Here is a 23,483-nt window from a genome sequence, read left to right on the forward strand (position 1 = left end):
CCGTCACCGTCCCGAGCCCCCGTCGCCGACGGGGTGCGGGTGACACAGAAAGCGCTGCGCGGCCCGACGCGGTACCACCTCTCGCCGGTGCCGGGCACGGTCGCCTTCCCCCTCCACCGGACCGTGCCCGAATCCCGGACCCGTCGCTGTCGATCCGTCACGTACGGAGAAGGCGTGTCACGGATCGGCAGCGACCGAACGGCGCCGAGCGGCATCGCCGCGTTCCCCCGCGCGAACGATGACCGGCCCCGCGCACCCACCCGCAGTTCTCATCCTCCTGAGAAGAGGCACTCCCCATGCGTACGCGATCCCTCCTTGCCCTCGTCGCAACCACCGCCGCCCTGATGGTGTCCGCCGTCAGCCCCGCCTCCGCCGCCGACACCGTGCTGACCACCGGCGGACTCGCCGGTGACGCGGTCGCGGCCGGTGACGTCCTCAACGCCACCCTGGCCTCCGGCACGGCCGCCACGTTCCGCTCCAGCGCCACCGGCACGAGCGGTATCTCCTGTGCGGAGTCCGCCTTCAACGCCACCGTCACCGACAACCCGGCGGCGCCCGGCACGGCCACCGAGTCCGTCACCGCGCACACCTTCGGCAGCTGCACCAGCAACGTCTTCGGTGTGACCGGCGTCAACAGCATCACGGTCAACAACCTGCCCTACACGACGACCGTGACCTCCGACGGTGTCGTCACCGTCAGCCCGCAGTCCGGCTCGGTCATCCAGACCACCGTCGTCCTGCGCACCCTGCTGGGCACCATCAACTGCGTGTACCAGGCGCCCAGCATCAGCGGCACCTCCAGCAACGCCGACAACAGCATCAACTTCACCGCCCAGCCGTTCACCCGGACCTCCGGTTCGTCGCTGTGCTTCAGCACCGGCTACTTCACCGCGAAGTACTCGCCCGTCACCGACGGCAGCCAGGGCGGCGCCACGGTCTTCGTCAACTGACGCCGACCGCGCACACCCCGACCGGTCCGGCCCGCCGAGTACCCGCTGATCCGGCACACCACCGGGTACTCGCCGTCGGCCGGCCGGCCGGCCGGACCGGCCGTCACGTCACCGTCAGCGGCGCCTGCGTCCGCGGAGGAAGAGGGCGGCGCCCGTGGCGAGCACCATCGCCGCGGCGCCCCCCGCCACCAGCGGAACGGAGGTGCCGCTGTCGTCGCTCGTGGAGGCCACGGAGCTGCCGGCGACCTCCGCCCCGCCGCCGGCCGGGGTCCGCCCGGACGCCGAGGACGGCTCGCGGGAAGGGGTGGGCGTCGGTGTGGGGGAGGGCGTATCGGCCTTCGGCCTCCTGCTCGGCGCGGCCTGCCCGGAACCGTCCGGCGTCCGCTCCGCCCGCTTGCCGCCGGCGTCCGGACCGGCCTTCGTGGCCGCCGGGAACACCACGTCCGAGCACGAGTAGTAGGTGTCCACCGTGCTCGTGTTCTGCCAGATCGTGTACAGCACATGGTGGCCGGAGCGGTCGGCCGGCAGTTTCGCCGAGAAGCGGTACGAGCCGTCCCGCAGCGGCGGGTCGGTGACCGAGGCGAACGGCCGCTCGGGCAGATCGGACCAGGTGAGCGGTTTCGCCGGGTCGTACCCCGGCTTCGTCAGGAACAGCTTGAACGTCCCGGTGTGCGGGATCGTCGAACGGTACGTCAGTTTCAGCGTGCCGCCGGGCGTGAGGCGCGTCGCGGGCCAGTCGGCGCGGGCCAGGTCCAGCCCCCGGTAGGCCGCGAGACCGCCGCTGCACAGCTTCCCGTCGGGGACGATCTGCCGGTCGCGGCCGTTCACCCCGGCGATCCGCAGGTTGTCCCACGCGGTGAAGGGCGCCCCGTTCGCGGCGACGGCCGCCCGGCACGCCGCCGAGCCCGCCCGGGCGCCGCCCTCGGGCGAGCACGCCGACACCCGGCTCACCGGATCGGTCGGCGCGCCGTGCGCGGACGCGGGGGTGACGGCCGCCGCCGTGACGAACAGCGGTGCCGCCACGAGCAGCACGGCGCGACGGCGACCGGCGGCGCGCGGGGCGGGGGAGCCGGCGGCGCGCGGACCGGTGCCGGGGTGGCTGTCGGTGTGCCGCTCGGCGGTGTGCCGGTGGGTGGTGCGGTGGGCGGACAGGCGGTGCATCCGGTACGTCCGATCCATGGGGTGCGAAGGCGGGTGGTCCACCGTGTCGTACGGGACCCGGCAGGAGCGCGTTCAACGCACCCCGACCCTGTTCGACCGGTCGGATCCAGCCGCGCGCCGGGTCCCGACGGGTGCCTCGGCAAACCCGGCGAAGCGGCATATCGGCCCCGACTGCCGTACGGGATAGGGGAGTTCCTCAGAGGGGTCGAGGGTTTTCCCCGTATCCCCGTCACCAGGGCTCTGCCTACTGTGCTGCCACAGCTGAACCACAGGTAACCCCTGGTGAGCAGCTTGCGCTCCTGGCCGGCCTCGGTGCCACCCCCCTTTCTGGACCCCCCGCCGCTTCGACGACGAAGCGCCCCACTGCCGCTCCTCCCCTGACATGAGCAGGCCACGAAAGGCGAAGCCCTTGCGTACCTCCACCCCCACCACCGGACGGAAGCTCATATCCGTCGTCGCCGTCTCCGTCGCCCTGGTCGCCGGCACGACCACGTCGGTCGCCGTCGCCCAGGCCCCCACCGCCCAGGCCGACCCCGCCCCGGTCCTCGCAGGCGCCACCGAGGCCGCCCCCGGCACCGTCGCCGAGCGCCTGATCGTCGGCTACAAGTCCGGTGCGGCCGAGGCCACGTCGAACAAGGCCGCCTCCGCCGATGCCGAGGCCAAGGGCAAGGAGGCGGGCGAGAACCTCGACTTCCAGCGCCGCCTCGGCACCGGTGCCGCCCTCGTCGACCTGGGCGAGGACCTCACCCGGACGGACGTCGCCGACGTCATCGCCGAGTACCGGTCCGACCCGCAGGTCGCCTATGTCGTCCCCGACCGCCTCAACAAGCCCAAGGCCGACCCGAACGACACCGAGTACAGCAAGCAGTGGGACCTCTTCGAGTCCACCGCGGGCATGCGCGTGCCGGGCGCCTGGGACGTCACCACCGGCACCGGGGTGACCGTCGCCGTCATCGACACCGGTTACGTCGCCCACTCCGACCTGGCCGCGAACATCGTCGGCGGCTACGACTTCATCGCCGACACCGCGGTCTCCGTCGACGGCAACGGCCGCGACAGCAACCCGGCCGACCCGGGCGACTGGTACAACGCTGGCGAATGCGGCTCCGGCGTCCCCGCCAGCGACTCCTCCTGGCACGGCACGCACGTCGCGGGCACCATCGCCGCCGTCACCAACAACAGCAAGGGCATCGCCGGCATCGCGTACGGCGCGAAGATCTCCCCGGTCCGCGTCCTCGGCAAGTGCGGTGGCTACGACTCGGACATCATCGACGCCATCACCTGGGCCTCCGGCGGCACCGTCTCCGGCGTCCCGGCCAACACCAACGTCGCCAAGGTCATCAACATGAGCCTCGGTGGCGACGGCGCCTGCTCCACCGCCACCCAGAGCGCCATCAACGCCGCCGTGAACCGCGGTACGACCGTCGTCGTGGCCGCCGGCAACGAGAACGACAACGTGGCGAACCACTCGCCCGGCAACTGCAACAACGTCATCTCCGTCGCGGCGACCAACCGCTCGGGCGCCAAGGCCTCCTACTCCAACTACGGCTCGCTCGTGGACATCTCGGCGCCCGGCGGCCAGACCAGCACCGGTACCGCCAACGGCATCCTGTCCACGCTGAACGCGGGTGCGAAGACGCCGACCTCGGAGTCGTACGAGTACTACCAGGGCACCAGCATGGCCACCCCGCACATCGCGGGCCTCGCCGCCCTGCTGAAGTCGGCGAACTCCTCGCTGACCCCGGCCCAGATCGAGTCCGCGATCAAGGCCAACGCCCGCGCCCTGCCCGGCTCCTGCTCCGGCGGCTGCGGCGCGGGTCTGGCCGACGCGGCCAGGACGGTGCAGGCGGTGTCCGGCGGCTCCGACGGGGGCTCCACGGGGGGCACCACCTTCACCAACACCACCGCCGTCTCCATCCCGGACAACGGCGCGGCGATCGAGTCCTCGATCTCCGTCACCGGGCGCAGCGGCAACGCGCCCTCCACCCTCCAGGTCGGTGTGGACATCACCCACACCTACCGCGGTGACCTGGTCCTCGACCTGGTGGCTCCGGACGGTTCGACCTACCGTCTGAAGTCCTCCAGCTCCTCGGACTCCGCCGACGACGTGAACACCACCTACACGGTGAACGCGTCCGGCGAGGTCGCCAACGGCACCTGGAAGCTGCGTGTCCAGGACGTGGCGTCCGCGGACACCGGCCGGCTCAACAGCTGGAAGCTGACCTTCTGACGTCAGCCCCACTGACCGCCACCCCCCACTGCCGGCGGCCGACCGATGCGAGCGGGCATCGGCCGGCCGCCGGCCCTTTTCCCGCGGGCCGTTAGCGTAGGCGCATGTCGACGAAGAAGACCGAGAAGCCCGACGGGCCCCGCCCGGAGCGGACCGGCGGCACCGAGCCGGGGAGCACCGACGTGACCTCGCCGGGGAACGCCGACGCCTCGTCGGGGAGCACCGACGCCTCGTCGGGCAGGACCGGTGGGGGCCCCGCGCCGGTCGCGCCGGTGTGCCCCCGCTGCGGCGGGTCCGGACCGTCGGTGCGCACGGTCGCCGAGACCTGCGCCGACCCGGAGTCCCGCACCGGGGGACTGACCGACCGGCTGGCCGGCTCCCCCGGGGTGCCGTCCCGCTTCGACACCCTCCTGCACTTCGTCGAGGGCATGGTCCTCGTCGCGATGGGCGCCTATCTCGCCCGCAGCGGCCTGCAGAACGACAAGCCCGTGTACACGGTCGCCGGCTCGCTGCTCGCCGCGGCCCTGTTCGTCGGCACCCTCGCCGTGGTCCGGGGCGAGCTGCGCGAACGGAAGGCCGTCCTGCGGGGCGGGCCCCGCGCCGAAGCCCTCTGGCAGCCGGCCCACCACTGCTCCGCCTGCGACGCCGTGTTCTGCCCGGCGGGCACCCCGTGGCAGGGCGTCCTGACCCCCGAGCAGTTCCAGAAGTACGTGTGGACCGAGGCCGGCTACGGGCAGCAGCTCGACAAGAAGGTCCAGGACGTCGCCCTGCCGCCCGCGGCGACCACCGCGCCCGGAGGGACCCCCGACCGTGTCTGACGCCCCCCTCATCCACGGCACCGACCCGGCCTCCTTCGCGCACGCCGTCCTCGCCGAACGGCACCCCGCCCTCATCCGCAAGGTCCTCGACGCCACCCCCTACGGGCCCGGGCAGCGTCACGCCCTCGCGACACTGCTGCACGACGCGACCGAGGGCGTCCTCGCACCCCCGGACCACGACCCCTGGTGGGATGTCTGGGACGTACGCCGCCACGCCGGCCGGTCCTGGTTCGACCTGCCGTTCCTCGTCGCCGAGAGCTGCTTCTACCGCCTGCTCCTGCACGCCGTCGGCTTCTTCGGCCCCGGCCCCTGGCAGGGCGTCGACCCGTTCCGCCCCTTCAAGCTCGCCGAACTCGACACCCCCGAGGCGGCGGCCGAACTCGCCGCCGCCGACGCCCTCGCCGAACGGCCCCCGCACGAGCGGCTGCCGGCCCTGCTGCACGGTTCGCTCTGGGGCAACCGGGCCGACCTCGGCTTCCGCATCCAGAGCGCCGGGTCCGCGGCGGACTCCCGGCTGCTCGCGGACGACAGCGAGGAACTGCTGTCCCTGCTGTCCGGCGGCGAAACCCTCTGCCTGGTCGCCGACAACGCGGGCCGCGAACTGATCCCCGACCTCCTCCTCGTCGACGACCTCCTCGCCCGCGGCGGCGTCGAGCGCGCCGTGCTGCACCTGAAGCCGTACCCGTACTTCGTCTCGGACGCCACCACCGCCGACGCCCTCGACGCCGTACGCCACCTCGTCGCCGCGAAGAGCGCCGCCGGGGACCGCCTGTGGTCCGCCCTCGCCGACGGCCGTCTCGTGCTGCGGGCGCACCCCTTCTCGTGCGCCCCGCTGCCGTACGCGGACATGCCGGACGACCTGCGCGAGGAGTTCTCCTCCGCCGACCTCACCGTCCTCAAGGGCGACCTCAACTACCGGCGCCTGGTGGGCGACCGGCTCTGGCCGCCGACCACGTCCTTCGCCTCGGCCACCGCGTACTTCCCCGGTCCGGTGGCCGCCCTGCGCACCCTGAAGTCCGATGTGGTCACGGGCCTGGACGCCTCCACCGAGGCCGCGCTCGTGGCCGCTGAGGGGCAGCGGTGGCGCACCGGCGGAGCCCACGCGGTGATCCAGGTGAACGCCGGTACGAGCTGAGAAGTCCGGGCGTCCGTGGGCGAAGCGCCCGGATTCACGCGATGGTGTGATCATGTTCCGCCGTCCGGATGCCGGGCGCGGGCCACGGGTAGGGCCCGGCCATGACGCAGCCGTTCCGACTCCCGCACTTCTACCTGCCGTACCCCGCGCGGCTGAACCCCCACCTCGACGAGGCCCGTGCCCACACCAGCGCGTGGGCGCGGGAGATGGGCATGCTGGAGGGCTCCGGCGTCTGGGAACAGGCGGACCTCGACGCGCACGACTACGGGTTGCTCTGCGCGTACACGCACCCCGACTGCGACGGCCCGGCGCTCTCCCTCATCACCGACTGGTACGTGTGGGTGTTCTTCTTCGACGACCACTTCCTGGAACTCTTCAAGCGCTCCCAGGACCGCCCCGGCGGCAAGGCCCACCTCGACCGGCTGCCGCTGTTCATGCCGCTGGACCTGGCCACCCCCGTCCCCGAGCCGCGGAACCCGGTGGAGGCCGGGCTCGCCGACCTCTGGGCGCGCACGGTCCCGTCGATGTCGATGGACTGGCGCCGCCGCTTCGCCGTGGCGACCGAGCACCTGCTCAACGAGTCGCTGTGGGAGCTGTCCAACATCAACGAGGGGCGGATCGCCAACCCCGTCGAGTACATCGAGATGCGCCGGAAGGTCGGCGGCGCCCCCTGGTCCGCCGGCCTCGTCGAGTACGCGACCGCGGAGGTTCCCGCGGCGGTCGCCGAGTCGCGGCCCCTGCGGGTCCTGATGGAGACGTTCTCGGACGCCGTCCACCTGCGCAACGACCTGTTCTCCTACCAGCGGGAGGTCGAGGAGGAGGGGGAGAACAGCAACGGCGTGCTCGTCCTGGAGACGTTCTTCGGCTGCGACACGCAACAGGCCGCCGAGACCGTCAACGACATCCTCACCTCGCGGCTGCACCAGTTCGAGGACACCGCGCTCACCGAGGTCCCCGCGCTGGCCCTGGAGAAGGGGCTCACCCCGCCCGAGGCCGCCGCCGTCGCCGCGTACACCAAGGGCCTGCAGGACTGGCAGGCCGGCGGTCACGAGTGGCACATGCGCTCCAGCCGCTACATGAACGACGGGGCGACCTCCTCGCGCGGCCCGCTCGACCTCGGCGGCGCGCTCCTGTCCGGCCCCGCCCTGGTCACCGGGGCGGGCTTCGGCACGTCCGCCGCCGATGTCGGGGCGCTGTTCGCCTCCGCCGCCGCCGAACGGCTGCGCACCCGCGCGCACCTTCCGTACCAGAAGGTCGGACCCTCCCTGATCCCCGACTTCCACATGCCGTTCCAGGTGGCGCTGTGCCCGCATCTGGACGCCGCCCGCCCACGCCTCACCGCCTGGTCGCACGCGATGGGCATCCTCGGCGAGGGCGTCTGGGACGAGGAGCGGCTCGCCGCTGCCGACCTGCCCCTGTGCGCGGCCGGCCTCGACCCGGACGCCACCCCCGAGGAGCTGGACCTCAGCTCGCAGTGGCTGGCCTGGGGCACCTACGGCGACGACTACTACCCCCTCGTCTTCGGCCACCGCCGCGACCTGGCCGCCGCACGCCTCACGACGGCCCGGCTCTCCGACTGCATGCCCGTCGAGGGGGAGGCGGTCCCCGTCCCGGTGAACGGGATGGAGCGGGGCCTGATCGACCTGTGGGCGCGGACCACCGCGGAGATGACCCCCGACGAGCGACGCACCCTGAAGGCATCCGTCGACAAGATGACCGAGAGCTGGGTGTGGGAGGTGTTCAACCAGCTCCAGAACCGGGTCCCCGACCCGGTCGACTACCTGGAGATGCGGCGCGCCACCTTCGGCTCCGACCTCACCCTCAGCCTGTGCCGGACGGGCCACGGTCCGAAGATCCCGCCCGAGGTCTACCGCTGCGGCCCCGTCCGCTCCCTGGAGAACGCGGCCATCGACTACGCGTGCCTGATCAACGACGTGTTCTCGTACCAGAAGGAGATCGAGTACGAGGGCGAGGTCCACAACGCGATCCTCGTCGTGCAGAACTTCTTCGGCTGCGACTACCCGACCGCGCTCGGCGTGGTGCACGACCTGATGACCCAGCGCATGCGGCAGTTCGAGCACGTCGTCGCCCATGAACTCCCCGTTGTCTACGACGACTTCGAGCTGTCGGGGGAGGCCCGCGACATCATGGACGGCTATGTGGACGACCTGCGGAACTGGCTCGCCGGCATCCTGAACTGGCACCGGCAGGTCGACCGCTACAAGCCCGCCTTCCTGGCCCGGCGCGCCCACGGTTTCGTCCCCGGCCGGGTGCCGGCCCTGCCGTTCGCCCCGGCCAGGGTCGGCTGACCCTCCCGCACGGCTCCCGCCGGCAGGTGTACCCTCCGGGCCGCGGTCGGCCGCGGCCCGGAGGGCCCGCGCGCGAACGGGCCCGCGCGCGAGAGGCGCGACCGGTGTGGGGTGCGGTGAACGGCGTGAACGGCGCTGAGGGGGTGTCAGTCTCACTCTTTCGTGGCTCGTCGCGCCGTCGCGCACCGGGTAGATGTCCGCCCGACCCGAACCGCGGACCGGAGGCGCGCACCATGGAGCAGACCGCGTTGAGACCCAAGGCCAGGCCCGGCCACATGCCGGGCGGGGTCCCCGAGCAGGTCCCCGACCCTGCGTCCGACCCGGCGTCCGACGAGCACCGGCCGTCCGGGCCGGCCCGGCGACCGCACGCCGCGCCCCGTCGTGCGCGGCAGCGGGTGGCCGGCCTGGTGTTCGCCCTGGTCACCTGTGTGGTCCTGGTCCTGTCCGGCGTCGGACTCGGCGCGCTGGGCGTCACCATGAGCGGTCCGGGCGCCCTCGCGGGGGCCCCGCGGACCCCGGCCGCCTCCCCGCGTCCCGACAGCGGTGGGGTACGGCCGACCACACCGGTACCGGCCCTGGCCGCGGCCCCGGGTGGCCCGGCCCTCGCCCGCGCGACCCTCGGTGTCGAGGCCGTCGACGCCACCGGGGGCGCAGGCGCGCTCGTCGTCGGGGTGCACGTACCCGGCCCCGGCCATGCCGCGGGCCTGGTCCGGGGAGATGTCGTCCTCGCCGTCGGGGACACCCGCACCGGCTCGGCGGCCGACCTCGCGCGGGCGATCGCCGCCGCGCGCCCCGGCACCCCGGCGAAACTCCTGGTCCGCCAAGCGAACGGCGACCGCCGCCACCTCGTGGCCGTACCGGGGGTGGCCGTCTGAGCCCGCCGACCGTTCCCCGGCGGCCGTACCGGGCGGTGCTCGCCCTGGCCCCGGCGGACGACGAACCTCAGGGCGCCACCCGGAAGTGGCTCGTCAGGCGGCCCTCGTCGTCCAGGACGTGGAACGCCAGTCCGGGCGGGGCCTCCCGGTCCGCGGCCTGGTCGCCCTCCCAGGGCAGTCGGAGTGTCCACGTCACCCCCGGCCCGACGACCAGCGGGCGCCCCGCGAACGTGGTCGCGGCGGGGGTGTGGGCGTGCCCGGTGACGATGCCCGCGATCTCGGTCCGGCGCTCCAGCAGCCGGGCCAGCGCGGTGGGCCGGCCCAGTCGGTACGCGTCCGGCAGCGGGTGGTGCAGCGCCACCGGCGGATGGTGGAAGGCGAGCAGCGCCGGCCGGTCGCCGTCGAGGTCGTCGAGGGTCTCCTCGATCCAGGCGTACGTCTGCGCGTCCAGTTCGCCCTCGTCCCGCCCCGGCACGCTGGAGTCGCACATCAGTACCGCCGCGTCGTCGAAGAGGCGCACGCTGTTGACCGGCCCGTCGGTGGGCGGTTCGCCGAGCAGCGCCTTGCGGTAGGGCGCCCGGCTGTCGTGGTTGCCCGGGCAGGTGAGCACCGGGAACGGGGCGTCCCCGTCCCGCAGCCCGAGCAGGAGCGCGGCCTCCTCGTACTCGTCCTCCGTGCCGTGGTCCGCGATGTCCCCGGTCACCAGCAGCGCGTCCACCCGGCCCGGCAGGTCCCACAGCAGGTCCCGCACCCGCTCGGCCCGGCGGGTCGCCCGGTCCGTCCCGTCCAGATGCAGATCACTGATGTGCGCGAGTACGAGCATCGCCGTACGCCTCCCTTGGGCCCGCTGCCGTAATGGAACAGGTGAATCTAAGCATTAGTTCTAACGGATGGACAATCAGGAACCATTAGCCCCCCTTCCTTCTGCCGCTGTGCGCCGGGGCGCACGCGCGCCGCACCCCGCGGCCATGGGCTCGCGCACGCTGCCGCGGACGGGCAGGATGCTGCCCGTGGGGCGCGCCGCGCCCCGCCCCAGGGAACTCCGAGCACACGGAGGCATGGATGACCGGCACGTCTGGCCACGGATCCGCGCCACTGACCGCCGACGCCCCGCCCGGCCCCCTGACGCCCTTCACCGTCGACGACTACCGCGCCCGGATGCGGCGGGCCGCGCGCGCCGCGGCCGAGGCGGGCCTCGACGGGCTGCTGGTGGCGCCCGGCCCCGACCTGGTGTGGCTGACGGGGTACCGGCCGCCGGAGACCGAGCGGCTCACCCTGCTGGTGCTGCGGGACGGCGAGGACCCGGTGCTGGTGGTGCCCGCCCTGGAGGCCCCCGACGCCGAGGAGGCCCCCGGCGGCCCCGCGCTGGACCTGCGCGACTGGGCCGACGGCACGGACCCCTACGACACGGCCGTGCCCCTCCTCGGGCCCCGCGGCCGCTTCGGCGTCAGCGACAACACCTGGGCCCTGCACCTGCTCGGCCTGCAGGGGCGGCTGCCCGGCACGGCGTACGTCGGGCTGTCCGAGGCGCTGCCGATGCTGCGGGCCGTCAAGGACGCGGCGGAGCTGGAGCGGATGGCGGCGGCGGGCGCGGCCGCCGACCGGGCGTACGACGAGATCCGGCGGGTCCGCTTCGCCGGGCGCCGGGAGACCGAGGTCGCCGCGGATCTCGCCGACCTGCTGCGGCGGTTCGGGCACTCCCAGGTCGACTTCACGATCGTCGCCTCCGGGCCGAACGGCGCCAACCCGCACCACGAGGCGGGCGACCGCGTCATCGCCGACGGCGACATGGTCGTCCTCGACTTCGGCGGACTCAAGGACGGCTACGGCTCCGACACCTCCCGCACCGTCCACGTCGGCGAACCCGACGCCGAGGAACGCGAGGTGCACGACCTCGTGCGCGCCGCACAGGAGGCCGGGTTCCGCGCGGTCCGGCCCGGCGCCGCCTGCCAGGACGTCGACCGCGCGGCCCGCGCCGTCATCACCGACGCCGGGTACGGCGACCGCTTCGTCCACCGCACCGGGCACGGCATCGGCGTCACCACCCACGAGCCGCCGTACATGGTCGAGGGCGAGGAACGGCCCCTCGTGCCCGGCATGTGCTTCTCCGTCGAACCCGGCGTCTACCTGCCGGGCCGCTTCGGGGTACGCATCGAGGACATCGTGACCGTCACCGAGGACGGCGGGCGGCGCCTCAACCTCACCCCGCGCGACATCGCGATAGTGCACTGACCCCTCCGAGGAGCCCCGAACCCCCTCCCCTCCGGACGACAACGGCGCGACCATGACCCAGGCACCGACACCCACCGCGGACACCGTCCGCCGGCTGGTCCGTTCCCTGCTGAAGAACGGCGAGGGGAGGGCCGGCGGCGCGGGCGGCGACGGCCCCGACGTACGGCCCGTCACCGAGGAGGGCGGGCCGTGGACCTGGTGGGTCGGCAGCCGCCATGTGCTGCGCCTCGCCCCCGACCGGCACGCCGTCGTACGGCAGCGGCGCGAACTGCGGCTGCGCGACCTGGTCCGGCCGCACGTCGGTGTCGCCGTCCCGGTGAGCGTCGCGCACGGCGAATGGTCCGGCGGTCTCACCTGCACGCTCGACACGCGCGTCCCCGGCAGCACCGCCCCCGTGCACGACGTGTCCGCCGTCGGCGAGGACGACCTGGCCGGGCTCCTCACCGGCCTGCGCGGGGTACCGCAGCGGCAGGCGGAGGCCCTCGGGGTGCCCCGGCTGCCGCCGCGCTCCCTGGAGACCCTGCGGACGGCGGCGGGACGGGCCGCCAAGCAGCTCGCCGGGGCCGACGAGTTCGACCCGGCGCGGCTGGGGCAGCTCACCGCGCCCAACGCCGCGCAGCTCACCGCTCCCGCGGCCGTGCTGGTGCACCACGCGCTGACCGGCGAGCACCTGCTGGTCGGCGCCGACGGGCGGGTGCGGGGGGTGCTGGACTGGAGCGACGCGGCGGTCGGTGATCCCGCCGAGGACATCGCCCGCCTCGCGACGGCGGTCGGCGCGCCCGCCGCGGTCCGCGCGGCGACCCTCGCGGGGTACGGTGCCCGGCCCTGTCTGCGAGGGCTCTGGCTGGCCCGCTGCGACACGGTGGTCGCGCTCACGGCGGCCGTCCAGGGGCGGGAGGCGACCGCGCCGCTGCCCGTGCTGCGGGAGCGGCTGCGGCGGGCGTGGGAGCCGATCCTGCTGGAGCGGGTGACCGACCTGCGGGGAGAGGACTGAGGCCCGCGCGTCGCTGCGCCGGGCTCGCCCGCCGGGAGCGTCCGGGGTGCCCCGGAGCCAGGGGGGCGACTCGGAGTGTCGGGGGCGCCTCGGAACCCGTGGGCGCCCGTGGTACGGCGACCGCGGCCGTTCGCGGTCGCTCGCACAGGTCCCCGCGTCCCTGCCGGGACGGCGGAGCCGCCCGGCCCGCCGCCGCGCTGACCCTGCGCCCGCCTTCGCGGTGTCGGCCCGGCGCCGACCGTCGCCCCGCCGCGCGCCGCAGCCCCCGGCCGGCCCGCCGCCGGGGTCACGGCACCGTCAGCACCACGCAGGACTCGCCCGGCAGGGTCAGCAGGCCGTCCGGGCCCGGGGGGTTCACCGGGTCCCACGCGGCCAGGACCCGGGCCTCCGCCGTGCCCAGGGGGATGTCCGCCGGTTCCTCGCCCAGGTTGAGGGCCACCCGGACGTCGCCCCGGCGGAAACCGAACCACCGGGCGTCCTCGTCGTAGGCGACCTTGACGTCGGACAGGTCCGGGTCGGAGAGGTCGGGGTGGCTGCGGCGCAGGGCGATCAGGTCGCGGTACCAGGCCAGCATCCGCGCGTGCGGCTCGGCCGACGGCTCCGACCAGTCCAGGCACGAGCGGTCACGCGTCGCCGGGTCCTGCGGGTCCGGCACGTCCTCCTCCGCCCAGCCGTGCTCCGCGAACTCCCGGCGCCGCCCGCGCCGTACCGCCTCGGCCAGCTCCGGATCGGTGTGGTCGGTGAAGAACTGCCAGGGCGTGCCCGCGGCCCACTCCTCGCCCATGAACAGCATCGGCGTGAACGGCCCCGTGAGCGTCAGCGCCGCCGCGCACGCCAGCAGACCGGGGGAGAGCGCCGCCGACAGCCGGTCGCCCTGGGCGCGGTTGCCGACCTGGTCGTGGGTCTGGGCGTAGCCCAGCAGCCGGTGCGCCGAGACCCGCGTACGGTCCAGGGGGCGGCCGTGGGACCGGCCCCGGAACGACGAGTACGTGCCGTCGTGGAAGTACCCGCCGGTGAGGGTCTTGGCCAGACCGGCCAGTCCCGCCCGCGCGAAGTCCGCGTAGTAGCCCTGCGATTCGCCGGTCAGGGTGGTGTGCAGCGTGTGGTGGAAGTCGTCGTTCCACTGCGCGTGCAGCCCGAGCCCGCCCTCCGCGCGCGGGGTGACGAGCCGGGGGTCGTTCAGGTCGGACTCGGCGATCAGGAACAACGGCCGCCCCACCTCGGCGCCGAGCGCGTCCACGGCCGTCGACAGCTCCTCCAGGAAGTGGCACGCGCGGGTGTCCCGCAGCGCGTGCACCGCGTCCAGGCGCAGCCCGTCGAGCCGGTAGTCCCGCAGCCACGCCAGCGCGCTCCCGAGGAGATACGCCCGCACCTCGTCCGAGCCGGGCGCGTCCAGATTGACCGCGGCGCCCCAGGGCGTGTGGTGCCGCTCGGTGAAGTACGGGCCGAAGACGGGCAGGTAATTGCCGGACGGGCCCAGATGGTTGTGGACCACGTCGAGCACGACCCCGAGGCCCAGGCCGTGCGCCGCGTCCACGAACCGTTTGAGCGCCTCGGGGCCGCCGTACGGCTCGTGCACGGCCCACAGCGACACCCCCTCGTACCCCCAGCCGTGCGTCCCCGGGAACGGACACAGCGGCATCAACTCGACGTGGGTGACGCCCAGTTCCGCGAGATGCCCGAGCCGCTCGGCGGCCGCGTCCAGGGTGCCCTCGGGCGTGTACGTGCCCACGTGCAGCTCGTACAGCACGGCACCCGGCAGCCCGCGCCCCGTCCACGGCACCCGCCACCCGTACCGCCCGTGGTCGACGACGGCGCTCGGCCCGTCCGGGCCGTCCGGCTGACGGCGCGAGCGCGGGTCGGGCCGGACCGGGCCGTCGTCGACGGCGAACCCGTAGCGCGTGCCGTCCGTCGCCTCCGCCTCGGCCGTCCACCAGCCGGGGCGCTCGGGGTCGCGCTCCATCGCGTGCGTGGCGCCCTCGCGGTGGAGCGTCATCCGGTCGGCTTGCGGTGCCCACACCTCGAACTGCACGGAACGGTTCTCCCTCGGCTGCCGGTCGTGTTGGTCGGGGGACGGTCAGGAGTCGTCATGGAGCCTTCCCGTCCATCGTGCGGCAAACGAGATCGAGGCGCGCCCGGTTCGGTGTCGATCGCCGCGCGAGTCGCACGGTCGCCCGTCATGTCCGAGGATCGTCACCGTTCACGGGTTTTCTGGACACCCCGGCTCCACTGGCCGACAATCACACGCGTGACGTCGTCCTTCGAGTTCCACACGTACCCCGCGCGGCTGTCGGACGCCGAGCGCGACCGCGCGCTGAGGGTGCTCCGTGACGGCGTCGCCCTCGGTCGCCTCTCCCACGACACGTTCATCCGGCGCATGGAGCTGGCGCTCACCGCCCGTCGCTCCGACGAACTGGCCGCGCTCACCGCCGACCTGCCCGTCGAGAGCCGCTGGTCCCGGCTGGTCCTCGGCACCGTCGGGGCGGTCTCCGGCTTCGGGGTGAAACTCCGCCGGGCCTGGCAGGCCGAGCGGCTGCCCAAGCTCCAGCTGCCGCACCCGGCGAGCGGTCACGGCCTGCGCATCGGCCGCGACCCCGCCAACGGGCTCCGGCTCAGCCACGAGACGGTCTCCCGGGTGCATGCCGAACTGACCCGGCAGGGCGGCAGATGGATCCTGCGCGACCTCGGCTCCACCAACGGCACCACCGTCAACGGACGGCGCGTCATCGGCGCGGCCGTCGTCCGCGACGGCGACCAGGTCGGTTTCGGCCGCATGACGTTCCGTCTCTCCTCCGACTGACCCCGTCCGCGCCGCCACCGCAAAGCTCTGGCCTGGGATTTACGCAGCGAGTTTCCGAACGTGCCTCGGGCTCCGGGGTGTTGACGTACGTTCTCGGCCATGACTGACTGTGCGTACACCCTGCACAGCAGGTGAACCGACGGCATCACGCTCCGGGGAGGTGCGCCCTGCCACCGCTCCTCCGCTACCCGACGGTGGACGAGCTCTCCGCCCGCGCCGCGACCCTCGTCACCCGACACCCGCACCGCGCCCGGCTGCGCCGCGTGGGCACCTCACGGGCGGGCACCCCGATGTGGCTGCTGTCCGTCGGCCGGGGCACCCGCCAGGCGCTCGTCGTCGCCGGACCGCACCCCAACGAACCCGTCGGCGGCGCCACGGCCCTGCGGATCGCCGAACGCGCCCTGGCCGAACCCCGGTTCACCGAGCACGCCGACACCACCTGGAACCTGCTGCTCTGCCTCGACCCCGACGGCTCCCGCCGCAACGAGGACTGGCTGTCCGGCCCCTACACCCTCGGCCACTACTTCCGGCACTTCTTCCGCCCCGGCTTCCTCGAACAGCCCGAGTGGCTGCCCGACGGAGCGGCCGCCGCCGCCCTGCCGGAGACCCGCGCCCTGCTCGCCCTCCAGGACGAGCTGCGCCCCTTCTTCCAGTGCTCCCTGCACGGCGTCGACGTCGGCGGCGGCTTCGTCGAACTCACCCGCGACCTGCCCGGCCTCGCCGACCGGGTCGCCCGGATCGCCGAACGCCTCGCCGTACCCCGCGAACTGAGCCCGTACGACACCCTGTACTGGCCGCGCCTCGGCCCCGCCGTCTACCGGATCCCACCCCCGCGCCGCGGCGACCTGGCCGCCGCCATCACCGAGGCCGCCGTCGAGTCCACCTGGTACCACCCGCACCGCTACGGCACCCTCACCGCCGTCGTCGAGGCACCCATGTGGGGCGTCGCCGCCGTGGAGGACGCCTCGCCCCCGGCCGACGCCCCCGCGGTCCTGCGCACCGTCAGCCGGGCGCTGCGCCGCGACACCCGCCTGCTGGAGGGCATCCTCGCCCGCGTCCGCCCCTCGGTGAGCCGCGGCCCCGACGCCGCCCGGCTCCTCGCCCCGGTCGACGACTACGTACTGGTCGGCCCCGGCCTCGCCGACGCCTGGGACCCCGACGTCCACGACGCCACCGGCCGCCCCCTGCCCCCGCTCGACACCGCCCGTCTCACCACCCTCGCCATCTCCGGCCGCCGGGTCGCCCTGCGCACCGCCGGACTGCTGCACCAGCTGGTGACCCGCGCCGGACACGACCCGGCGGGCGCGCTGCCCGAGCTGAACCGGCTCCTCGACGAGTGGTGCGCCGACTACCGCGACCACTACGGGGCCCGCTGGATCCCCGTGGCCCGCCAGACGGAGTACCAGACCCGTGTCGTCCTCGCCGCGTTCGAGCTGGCCGTCCGGCGGGCCCGCGCCACACCCGCCCGCGGCGGACCGCGCGCCCCGTCCCGTTCGGGTGAGCCGGAATGGAGTTCCGAGCCCGCCGTGCCGATGCACCGGGAATGACGAACTCCACCCTCCGCGCCCTCCGGGGCTGCCTGCCGGCGGCCCTCGCCCTCCTCACCCTCGGCGCCGCCGCGCCCGCCGGCGCCGCCCTCCCGGGCAACTGGCTCTACGTCACCGTCACCCGCGGCGACGCCCGCTCCAGCGACACCCGCGGCACCCTGCTGCTGTGCGACCCGCCGCAGGGCCACGCCCGCGCCGCCGAGGCCTGCGCGGAACTGGCCGGGGCGGGCGGCGACGTCGGCCGCATCCCCCAGCGCAACGGCATGTGCGTACAGGTCTACGCCCCCGTCCGGGCCACCGCGCGCGGCGAGTGGGACGGCCGGCCCGTCGCCTACGAGCACACCTTCGCCAACAGCTGTGTGATGGCCGCCCGCACGGGCTCGGTGTTCGCCCTGTCGGGCTGACCGCGGCTCGGCGGCCGCTCAGGACCCGCCGTCACCGCGGGCGTGGGAGGCCGCCGCCAGCACCGTCCGCATCTGGTGCTCCACCTGGTCCCGCACCGGCACCCACCGCGCGCGGAACCGGTCGGCGAACGAGTCGCTCCACTCGCCGACGAGCCGCTCCAGCAGCGGCGCGCCCGGATCCCCGGCGTCCACCAGCACCCGCCGCAGCATCGCCGCCGCCCGCAGCGGCAGCCGCCGCCCGAAGGCGTCCACACTGCCGACGTACGCCCGCGACACATCGGGCGGCGGCCCCGCCACCCAGTCGCGGGCGAGCCCCGGCACCAGCTCCAGCGCCCACCGGGCGGCTCGCAGCAGCGGCCCCTCGGGGCCCGGCAGCCGGGGCAGCGCCTCGTCGAGGATCCGCTCCACCTCGCCCGCCTCGTCGAGCAGCCGCCGGGACAGCCGCCGCAGCGCCGCCGTCGGCGCCGGATGCGGGGCGGTGTCGTCGACCAGGTCGCTCGCCCACATCGGCACCTCGACGATCGCGGTGAGCCCGCCGTACCGGTGGGCGTGGTACCAGGTGCTGTGCCGCGCGTCGTCGGGCAGGCTCGGGAACGCCGCGTGCCCGGGGCCCGGCATCACGAACACCCCGGGGCCGGAGGCGGGCCAGCCCGCCGCGTCGGACGCGCTCGTCTCCACCGGTATGCCCAGCTCCGCCGCCGACTTGGCGAACGGTTCGGCCAGCCCCGGCACGTTCTTCGTCAGCTGCACCCAGCTGCCGCCGAGGTCCGTGCCGTGCAGGGTCACCTGGAGGTAGGGCCGCAGCTCGTCCAGCACCGTCAGCAGCGCCCGCGTCTCGGGCGGCAGCCGGTCCGGCGGCAGCACCGCGGGCGACCACTCCGGCTGCTCCGGCGCGGCCGGCCGGAAGAACCCCAGGTGGTAGTCGAGGAGGGTGCGCGGGGCCGGAGCCCTGTGCAGACTCGCCCCGTCCGGGTCCGCGCACAGCACGAAGTGCCAGGAGACCCCGGTCCGCAGCTCCCGGTCCCGCGCCACGCGCTCGGCGAGCGCCAGCACCGTCGAGCCGCCCGTCGGCTCGTTCGCGTGGGCGCCCGCGACGACGAGGACGGCACGCCTCGCCTGCCCGACGGACAGCAGCCGCAGCGGCCGGCCGGCCCGCGAGACACCGATTCTCCTGAGGGCGCACAGGTGCGGCCGGCGAACCGTCAGCTCCCTCGCGCGCGACTCCAGCTCCGCCAGCGTGGGATATCCGGGCTCCAACAGCAGACCCACCCCCGTCCAGTCCACCTGCGTCGACCTCACCGCGCCCGACCGGGCGGAGCGCGGGGATGCCTGCAGTGTGCGTCGGCGCACGGGGCGGATCCCAGGGGCGCCCGGAGGCATTCACGGCGACCGGCGCGGAGTTCGCCGCTACTCTGCGCCGACCCGCTCCAGCAGCGCCACCGGCAGCCCTTCGAACAGTTCAGCCACCGGTACCTCACCCGTGAACACGCGCTCCCCGCCGAGGACGTCGGCCCACCGGCCCGTCGGCAGGGCCAGCCTGGTGCCCGCCCAGCCGCCGGCCCCGGCGAGTCGCAGCGACAGCCGGGTGACCGCCGTGACCACCGCGCCGGACCGCGCGAACGCCACGCAGTGCCCGGCCGCCGGCCCCGCCGCCGCCAGCGGCGCGTACGTCGCCGCCTCACCGAACGCCTCCGGCCGGCGCCGCCGCAGCCGCAGCGCGGCCACGGTGACCCGGTGCTTGTCCGAGTCACCCTCCCGCGGGGTGAACGGCGCCCGGTTGTCCGGGTCCACCAGCGCCCGGTACTCGCCCTCCGTGCCCTGGTAGACGTCCGGCACGCCCGGCATCGTCAGCTGCACCAGGGCCGCGCCGAGGACGTTCGCGCGGATGTGGGGCGCCAGCTCGGCGCGCAGCCGCCCGGCGACCTCCGTGTCCGCCGCCGGGCCCCGCGCCACGAACGCGGCGACGGCCCGCTCGTACGCGGGGTCCTGCTCGGTCCAGGAGGTGTGCAGCCCCGCCTCCCGCACATGCTTGAGCAGCGCTCCCTCCAGGCGCTCCGCGTCGGCGGGCCCGAGCCCGAACGCCGTCTGCCACGCGGCCCACGCCACCTGCGCGTCCGGCGCCCCGGCACCGTCCCGCGTCACCTCCGCCAGCACGTCGGCCCACCGCTCGGGACACTCGCCGAGCACCGCGACCGCCGCCCGGACATCGGCGCTGCGCTTGGTGTCGTGCGTCGACAGCACCGTCCCGGTCACCGGCCAGTCCCGCTGCACGCGCGCGCAGTAGGCGTGGAAGTCCTCCGGGGGCACGGCGGGGCTGCCCGGGTTCCCGCCGACCTCGTTCGCGGACAGCAGCGGCACATAGCGGTAGAACGCCGTGTCCTCCACCGACTTCGCCCGCAGCGCGGAGGAGGTCTGCGCGAACCGCGTCCGGAACTCCAGGTGCTCCGGCGCGTCCACGAACCGCCCCAGCACCAGGTCCCGTACGACGTCGACCGCCCGTGCCTCCTCGGGCACCCTGAACGCCGTCCGCGCCTCGGCGGCGGCCTCCTCGGTGACGACCAGGGAGGCGTCCTCGCCGGCGTACGGCCGGTAGACCTCCATCCGCACGAGCAGCTCGCACAGCGCAGTGCGCAGCGCCCACGGCGCGCGGTCGCGCAGCACCGGCTCCGGGGAGCGCTCGCACAGCCCGTGCGCCACCCGGGTGAGCCGGTCCACCTCCGCGGCCAGTTCGTGCGTGAGCACCTGGTACGCGGCCCGCCGTTCGGTCGCCGCCCAGTCGCCGCCCCGGTCGGGCTCGGCGGCCGTGAACCGCCGGTACCGCTGCAGCAGCTCGCCCGCCCCCGCCGGGTCGGTGAACAGCCCGTCGACGTGCCGCAGCGCGTCGTACCCGGTGGTCCCCGCGACCGGCCAGGCCGCCGGCAGGGCCTCGCCGTCCGCGAGGATCTTCTCGACGACGGTCCACCGCCCGCCGGTGGCCCCGTGCAGCCGCCGCAGATAGGCCTCGGGGTCGGCGAGCCCGTCGGGATGGTCGACCCGCAGCCCGTCGACGACGCCGTCGTGCACCAGCTCCAGGATCTTCGCGTGGGTCGCGTCGAACACCTCCGGCTCCTCCACGCGCACCCCGATCAGCTCCGAGATGCTGAAGAACCGCCGGTAGTTCAGCTCTGTGCGGGCCAGCCGCCACCACACCGGCCGGTACCACTGCGCGTCCAGCAGCCGCGGCAGCGGCAGCTTCTCGGTTCCCTCCCGCAGCGGCAGGACGTGGTCGTGGTACCGCAGCTCCTGCCCGTCCACGACGAACTGGTCGATCTCGTCGCCCAGCGGCCCCCCGAGCACCGGCAGCAGCACCTGCCCGCCCCGCGCCTCCCAGTCGATGTCGAACCACCGCGCGTACGGCGAGCCCGGACCCTCCCGCAGCACCTCCCACAGCGGCCGGTTGTGCCGGGGCGCCATCGCCATGTGGTTCGGCACGATGTCCACGACGAGTCCCAGACCGTGCTCCCGGGCCACCCGGGCCAGCTCCCGCAGCCCCGCCTCACCCCCCAGTTCCCCGCGCACCCGCCCGTGATCGACCACGTCGTACCCGTGCGCCGACCCCGGTACCGCCTCCAGCACCGGGGACAGGTGCAGATGCGACACGCCGAGCGAGGCGACGTACGGCACCGCGTCCGCCGCGGCGGCGAACGGGAACGCGGGCTGGAGCTGGAGCCGGTAGGTGGCGCGAGGCACGGCAGACGTCATAGGGACCTACGTACCCGCCCGTGACGGATTGGAGCGCCCTGACACGCGAGGAGGCGTGGTTTTCCGGCCGCTACGCCGGCCGCCGCAGCACCGCGAGGCTCCGGTCCACCAGGGTCACCCGCTCCCCGGCGTCCACCTTCGGCCCGTCCTCGGGCACCGCGTCGTCCCGTCCCGTGTCCACGACCACCTGCCACTGCCGCCCGTGGTTGACGGGCACCACGAACTCCAGCGGCTCGGCCGAGGCGTTGACCATCAGCAGGAACGAGTCGTCGGTGATCCGCTCCCCGCGCGCGCCTGGCTCGGAGATCGCGTTGCCGTTGAGGAACACGGTCAGCGCCCCCGCGCGGGCCGAGTCCCAGTCCCGCTGGGTCATCTCCCGGCCCTCCGGGGTGAACCAGGCGATGTCCGACAGCTCGTCGTGCGTGCCCTCCACGGGCCGCCCGTGGAAGAACCGCCGCCGCCGGAAGACGGGGTGGTCCTTGCGCAGCCAGACCATCGCGCGGGTGAAGGCCGCCAGACCACTGAAGGCGTCGGCGTTCCCGTCCCCCTCGCCCTCCCCGTCGTCGCCCTCACCGGCGGCGGACGGCCAGGGCACCCAGGACAGCTCGTTGTCCTGGCAGTACGCGTTGTTGTTGCCCCGCTGCGTGCGGCCGAACTCGTCGCCGTGGCTGAGCATCGGCACGCCCTGCGACAGCATCAGCGTGGCGATGAAGTTCCGCATCTGCCGGACCCGCAGCGCGAGCACCGCGGGATCGTCGGTCTCGCCCTCGACGCCGCAGTTCCACGAGCGGTTGTGGCTCTCGCCGTCGCGGTTGTCCTCGCCGTTGGCGTCGTTGTGCTTGTCGTCGTACGAGACGAGGTCCCGCATCGTGAAGCCGTCGTGGCAGGTCACGAAGTTGATGGACGCCAGGGGGCGCCGCCCGTCGTCCTGGTAGAGGTCGGACGAGCCGGTCAGCCGCGACGCGAACTCGGCGAGGGTGCGCGGCTCACCGCGCCACAGGTCCCGCACGGTGTCCCGGTACTTGCCGTTCCACTCGGTCCACAGCGGCGGGAAGTTCCCCACCTGGTAGCCGCCCTCGCCGACGTCCCAGGGCTCCGCGATCAGCTTCACCTGGGAGACCACCGGGTCCTGCTGGACCAGGTCGAAGAACGACGACAGCCGGTCCACCTCGTGGAACTGCCGGGCCAGCGTGGCGGCCAGGTCGAAGCGGAACCCGTCCACGTGCATCTCGGTGACCCAGTACCGCAGCGAGTCCATGATCAGCTGCAGGACGTGCGGGGACCGCATCAGCAGCGAGTTGCCCGTCCCCGTGGTGTCCATGTAGTAGCGGGGGTCGTCCGTCAGCCGGTAGTACGACGGGTTGTCGAGGCCCCGGAACGACAGCGTCGGGCCCAGGTGGTTGCCCTCGGCGGTGTGGTTGTAGACCACGTCGAGGATCACCTCGATCCCCGCCTCGTGCAACGCCCGCACCGCCGACTTGAACTCCAGCACCTGCTGCCCCCGGTCGCCCCAGGAGGCGTACGCGTTGTGCGGGGCGAAGAAGCCGATCGTGTTGTATCCCCAGTAGTTGCTGAGGCCCATGTCGACCAGCCGGTGGTCGTTCACGAACTGGTGCACGGGCATCATCTCCAGCGCCGTCACCCCCAGCTCGGTCAGGTGCTCGATGACCGCCGGGTGGGCGAGCGCGGCGTACGTACCGCGCAGCTCCTCGGGGAGCCCCGGGTGCCGCATGGTGAGGCCCTTGACGTGCGCCTCGTAGATCACCGTGTGGTGGTACTCGGTGCGCGGCCGCCGGTCGTCGCCCCAGTCGAAGTAGGGGTTGACCACGACCGACGTCATCATGTGCGGGGCGGAGTCCAGGTCGTTGCGCCGCTCGGGGGCCCCGAAGTGATAGCCGTACACCTCCTCCCCCCAGCTGACGGAGCCGCTGATCGCACGCGCGTACGGGTCCAGGAGCAGCTTCGCGGAGTTGCAGCGCAGCCCCCGCTCCGGCGCGTACGGGCCGTGCACACGGAACCCGTACCGCTGCCCGGGCATCACGCCCGGCAGGTACGCGTGCCGCACGAACGCGTCCGTCTCGCGCAGTTCCACCGCCGTCTCGGAGCCGTCGTCGTGCAGCAGACACAGCTCGACTCGGTCCGCGGCCTCCGAGAAGACCGCGAAGTTGGTGCCGGCGCCGTCGTACGTGGCACCGAGCGGATACGCCTGTCCAGGCCAGACCTGCATGGATACGACTCTTCCCGTTGTCGCGCGCCGCCGGGGCGACTGTCGAAGGGAGTCTCCCCC

17 protein-coding genes are annotated in these 23,483 nt (G+C 74.2%); 11 read left to right on the forward strand and 6 right to left on the reverse strand.

Annotated features, from left to right (window positions below; translation table 11 throughout):
• Window positions 1–296: 296 nt before the first annotated feature.
• Entirely contained in the window at window positions 297–950 is a 654-nt protein-coding gene (locus GSY65_RS29160) for a Tat pathway signal sequence domain protein (protein WP_159774220.1), read from the forward strand.
• A gap of 114 nt (window positions 951–1,064) precedes the next feature.
• On the opposite strand, the gene GSY65_RS29165 is transcribed toward GSY65_RS29160, so the two are convergent.
• Entirely contained in the window at window positions 1,065–2,111 is a 1,047-nt protein-coding gene (locus tag GSY65_RS29165) for a lytic polysaccharide monooxygenase auxiliary activity family 9 protein (protein ID WP_236580106.1), read from the reverse strand.
• A gap of 409 nt (window positions 2,112–2,520) precedes the next feature.
• Here GSY65_RS29165 and GSY65_RS29170 point away from each other — a divergent pair, with 409 nt between their 5' ends.
• From GSY65_RS29170 to GSY65_RS29190, 5 genes are all read left to right on the forward strand, one after another.
• Window positions 2,521–4,341, forward strand: coding sequence for a S8 family peptidase (locus tag GSY65_RS29170; RefSeq protein ID WP_159774224.1), 1,821 nt, complete (start codon window positions 2,521–2,523; stop codon window positions 4,339–4,341).
• A 104-nt stretch (window positions 4,342–4,445) separates the two neighbouring features.
• Window positions 4,446–5,159 carry a hypothetical protein gene (locus tag GSY65_RS29175; RefSeq protein WP_236580107.1) on the forward strand — a complete coding sequence of 238 codons (714 nt, stop codon included), beginning with the start codon at window positions 4,446–4,448 and terminating at the stop codon, window positions 5,157–5,159.
• Entirely contained in the window at window positions 5,152–6,294 is a 1,143-nt protein-coding gene (locus GSY65_RS29180) for a damage-control phosphatase ARMT1 family protein (protein ID WP_159774226.1), read from the forward strand. Before GSY65_RS29175 ends, GSY65_RS29180 begins: the two co-directional genes overlap by 8 nt.
• A 101-nt stretch (window positions 6,295–6,395) precedes the next feature.
• Window positions 6,396–8,603: a germacradienol/geosmin synthase Cyc2 gene (gene cyc2, locus GSY65_RS29185; RefSeq protein ID WP_159774228.1), complete on the forward strand. Its 2,208-nt coding sequence runs from the start codon at window positions 6,396–6,398 to the stop codon at window positions 8,601–8,603.
• Between the two features lie 233 nt (window positions 8,604–8,836).
• Window positions 8,837–9,478, forward strand: a complete 642-nt coding sequence (locus GSY65_RS29190) for a PDZ domain-containing protein (protein ID WP_159774230.1) — start codon at window positions 8,837–8,839, stop codon at window positions 9,476–9,478.
• Between the two features lie 67 nt (window positions 9,479–9,545).
• Here GSY65_RS29190 and GSY65_RS29195 read toward each other — a convergent pair whose 3' ends face one another.
• On the reverse strand, window positions 9,546–10,301 hold the full coding sequence (locus tag GSY65_RS29195) for a phosphodiesterase (RefSeq protein WP_159774232.1): 756 nt from the start codon (window positions 10,299–10,301) through the stop codon (window positions 9,546–9,548).
• Window positions 10,302–10,540: 239 nt separating this feature from the next.
• On the opposite strand from GSY65_RS29195, the gene GSY65_RS29200 reads away from it, so the two are divergent.
• Both GSY65_RS29200 and GSY65_RS29205 read left to right on the forward strand, forming a co-directional pair.
• A complete protein-coding gene (locus tag GSY65_RS29200) occupies window positions 10,541–11,710 on the forward strand; it encodes a M24 family metallopeptidase (RefSeq protein WP_443043261.1) in 1,170 nt (389 codons plus the stop codon).
• Window positions 11,711–11,762: 52 nt separating this feature from the next.
• Window positions 11,763–12,704, forward strand: coding sequence for an aminoglycoside phosphotransferase family protein (locus GSY65_RS29205; protein ID WP_159774234.1), 942 nt, complete (start codon window positions 11,763–11,765; stop codon window positions 12,702–12,704).
• A gap of 286 nt (window positions 12,705–12,990) precedes the next feature.
• Here the strand turns inward: GSY65_RS29205 and treZ are convergent, their stop codons facing one another.
• Window positions 12,991–14,736 carry a malto-oligosyltrehalose trehalohydrolase gene (treZ, locus tag GSY65_RS29210; protein ID WP_159774236.1) on the reverse strand — a complete coding sequence of 582 codons (1,746 nt, stop codon included), beginning with the start codon at window positions 14,734–14,736 and terminating at the stop codon, window positions 12,991–12,993.
• Between the two features lie 216 nt (window positions 14,737–14,952).
• Between treZ and GSY65_RS29215 the strand changes: the two genes are divergently transcribed.
• The 3 genes from GSY65_RS29215 to GSY65_RS29225 all read left to right on the forward strand — a co-directional run bounded on the left by GSY65_RS29215 (window position 14,953) and on the right by GSY65_RS29225 (window position 17,455).
• Window positions 14,953–15,504: a DUF1707 and FHA domain-containing protein gene (locus GSY65_RS29215; RefSeq protein ID WP_159774238.1), complete on the forward strand. Its 552-nt coding sequence runs from the start codon at window positions 14,953–14,955 to the stop codon at window positions 15,502–15,504.
• Window positions 15,505–15,698: 194 nt separating this feature from the next.
• Entirely contained in the window at window positions 15,699–17,051 is a 1,353-nt protein-coding gene (locus tag GSY65_RS29220; RefSeq protein WP_201452706.1) for a M14 family zinc carboxypeptidase, read from the forward strand.
• A complete protein-coding gene (locus tag GSY65_RS29225) occupies window positions 17,048–17,455 on the forward strand; it encodes an SSI family serine proteinase inhibitor (protein WP_159774242.1) in 408 nt (135 codons plus the stop codon). The genes GSY65_RS29220 and GSY65_RS29225 overlap by 4 nt, the downstream gene beginning before the upstream one ends.
• 18 nt (window positions 17,456–17,473) lie before the next feature.
• On the opposite strand, the gene GSY65_RS29230 is transcribed toward GSY65_RS29225, so the two are convergent.
• The 3 genes from GSY65_RS29230 to glgX form a co-directional block, all read right to left on the reverse strand.
• Window positions 17,474–18,724 (reverse strand): M14 family zinc carboxypeptidase, encoded by a 1,251-nt coding sequence (locus GSY65_RS29230; RefSeq protein ID WP_201452850.1) that lies wholly within the window; start codon window positions 18,722–18,724, stop codon window positions 17,474–17,476.
• A 138-nt stretch (window positions 18,725–18,862) separates the two neighbouring features.
• Window positions 18,863–21,196, reverse strand: a complete 2,334-nt coding sequence (treY, locus tag GSY65_RS29235) for a malto-oligosyltrehalose synthase (protein ID WP_159774246.1) — start codon at window positions 21,194–21,196, stop codon at window positions 18,863–18,865.
• 70 nt (window positions 21,197–21,266) lie between these two features.
• Entirely contained in the window at window positions 21,267–23,423 is a 2,157-nt protein-coding gene (gene glgX / locus GSY65_RS29240; RefSeq protein WP_159774248.1) for a glycogen debranching protein GlgX, read from the reverse strand.
• Window positions 23,424–23,483: the final 60 nt, after the last annotated feature.

It is taken from the genome of Streptomyces sp. HM190 (assembly GCF_009857135.1).
Taxonomy (GTDB): Bacteria; Actinomycetota; Actinomycetes; order Streptomycetales; family Streptomycetaceae; genus Streptomyces; species Streptomyces heilongjiangensis.

Bases quoted from the DNA above. Each gene is read 5' to 3' on its own strand.
- GSY65_RS29160 (WP_159774220.1), top strand. From the start codon at position 297: ATGCGTACGCGATCCCTCCTTGCCCTCGTCGCAACCACCGCCGCCCTG.
- GSY65_RS29165 (WP_236580106.1), bottom strand. From the start codon at position 2,111: ATGCACCGCCTGTCCGCCCACCGCACCACCCACCGGCACACCGCCGAG.
- GSY65_RS29175 (WP_236580107.1), top strand. From the start codon at position 4,446: ATGTCGACGAAGAAGACCGAGAAGCCCGACGGGCCCCGCCCGGAGCGG.
- cyc2 (WP_159774228.1), top strand. From the start codon at position 6,396: ATGACGCAGCCGTTCCGACTCCCGCACTTCTACCTGCCGTACCCCGCG.
- GSY65_RS29190 (WP_159774230.1), top strand. From the start codon at position 8,837: ATGGAGCAGACCGCGTTGAGACCCAAGGCCAGGCCCGGCCACATGCCG.
- GSY65_RS29195 (WP_159774232.1), bottom strand. From the start codon at position 10,301: ATGCTCGTACTCGCGCACATCAGTGATCTGCATCTGGACGGGACGGAC.
- GSY65_RS29200 (WP_443043261.1), top strand. From the start codon at position 10,541: ATGACCGGCACGTCTGGCCACGGATCCGCGCCACTGACCGCCGACGCC.
- GSY65_RS29205 (WP_159774234.1), top strand. From the start codon at position 11,763: ATGACCCAGGCACCGACACCCACCGCGGACACCGTCCGCCGGCTGGTC.
- GSY65_RS29225 (WP_159774242.1), top strand. From the start codon at position 17,048: ATGACGAACTCCACCCTCCGCGCCCTCCGGGGCTGCCTGCCGGCGGCC.
- treY (WP_159774246.1), bottom strand. From the start codon at position 21,196: ATGACGTCTGCCGTGCCTCGCGCCACCTACCGGCTCCAGCTCCAGCCC.
- glgX (WP_159774248.1), bottom strand. From the start codon at position 23,423: ATGCAGGTCTGGCCTGGACAGGCGTATCCGCTCGGTGCCACGTACGAC.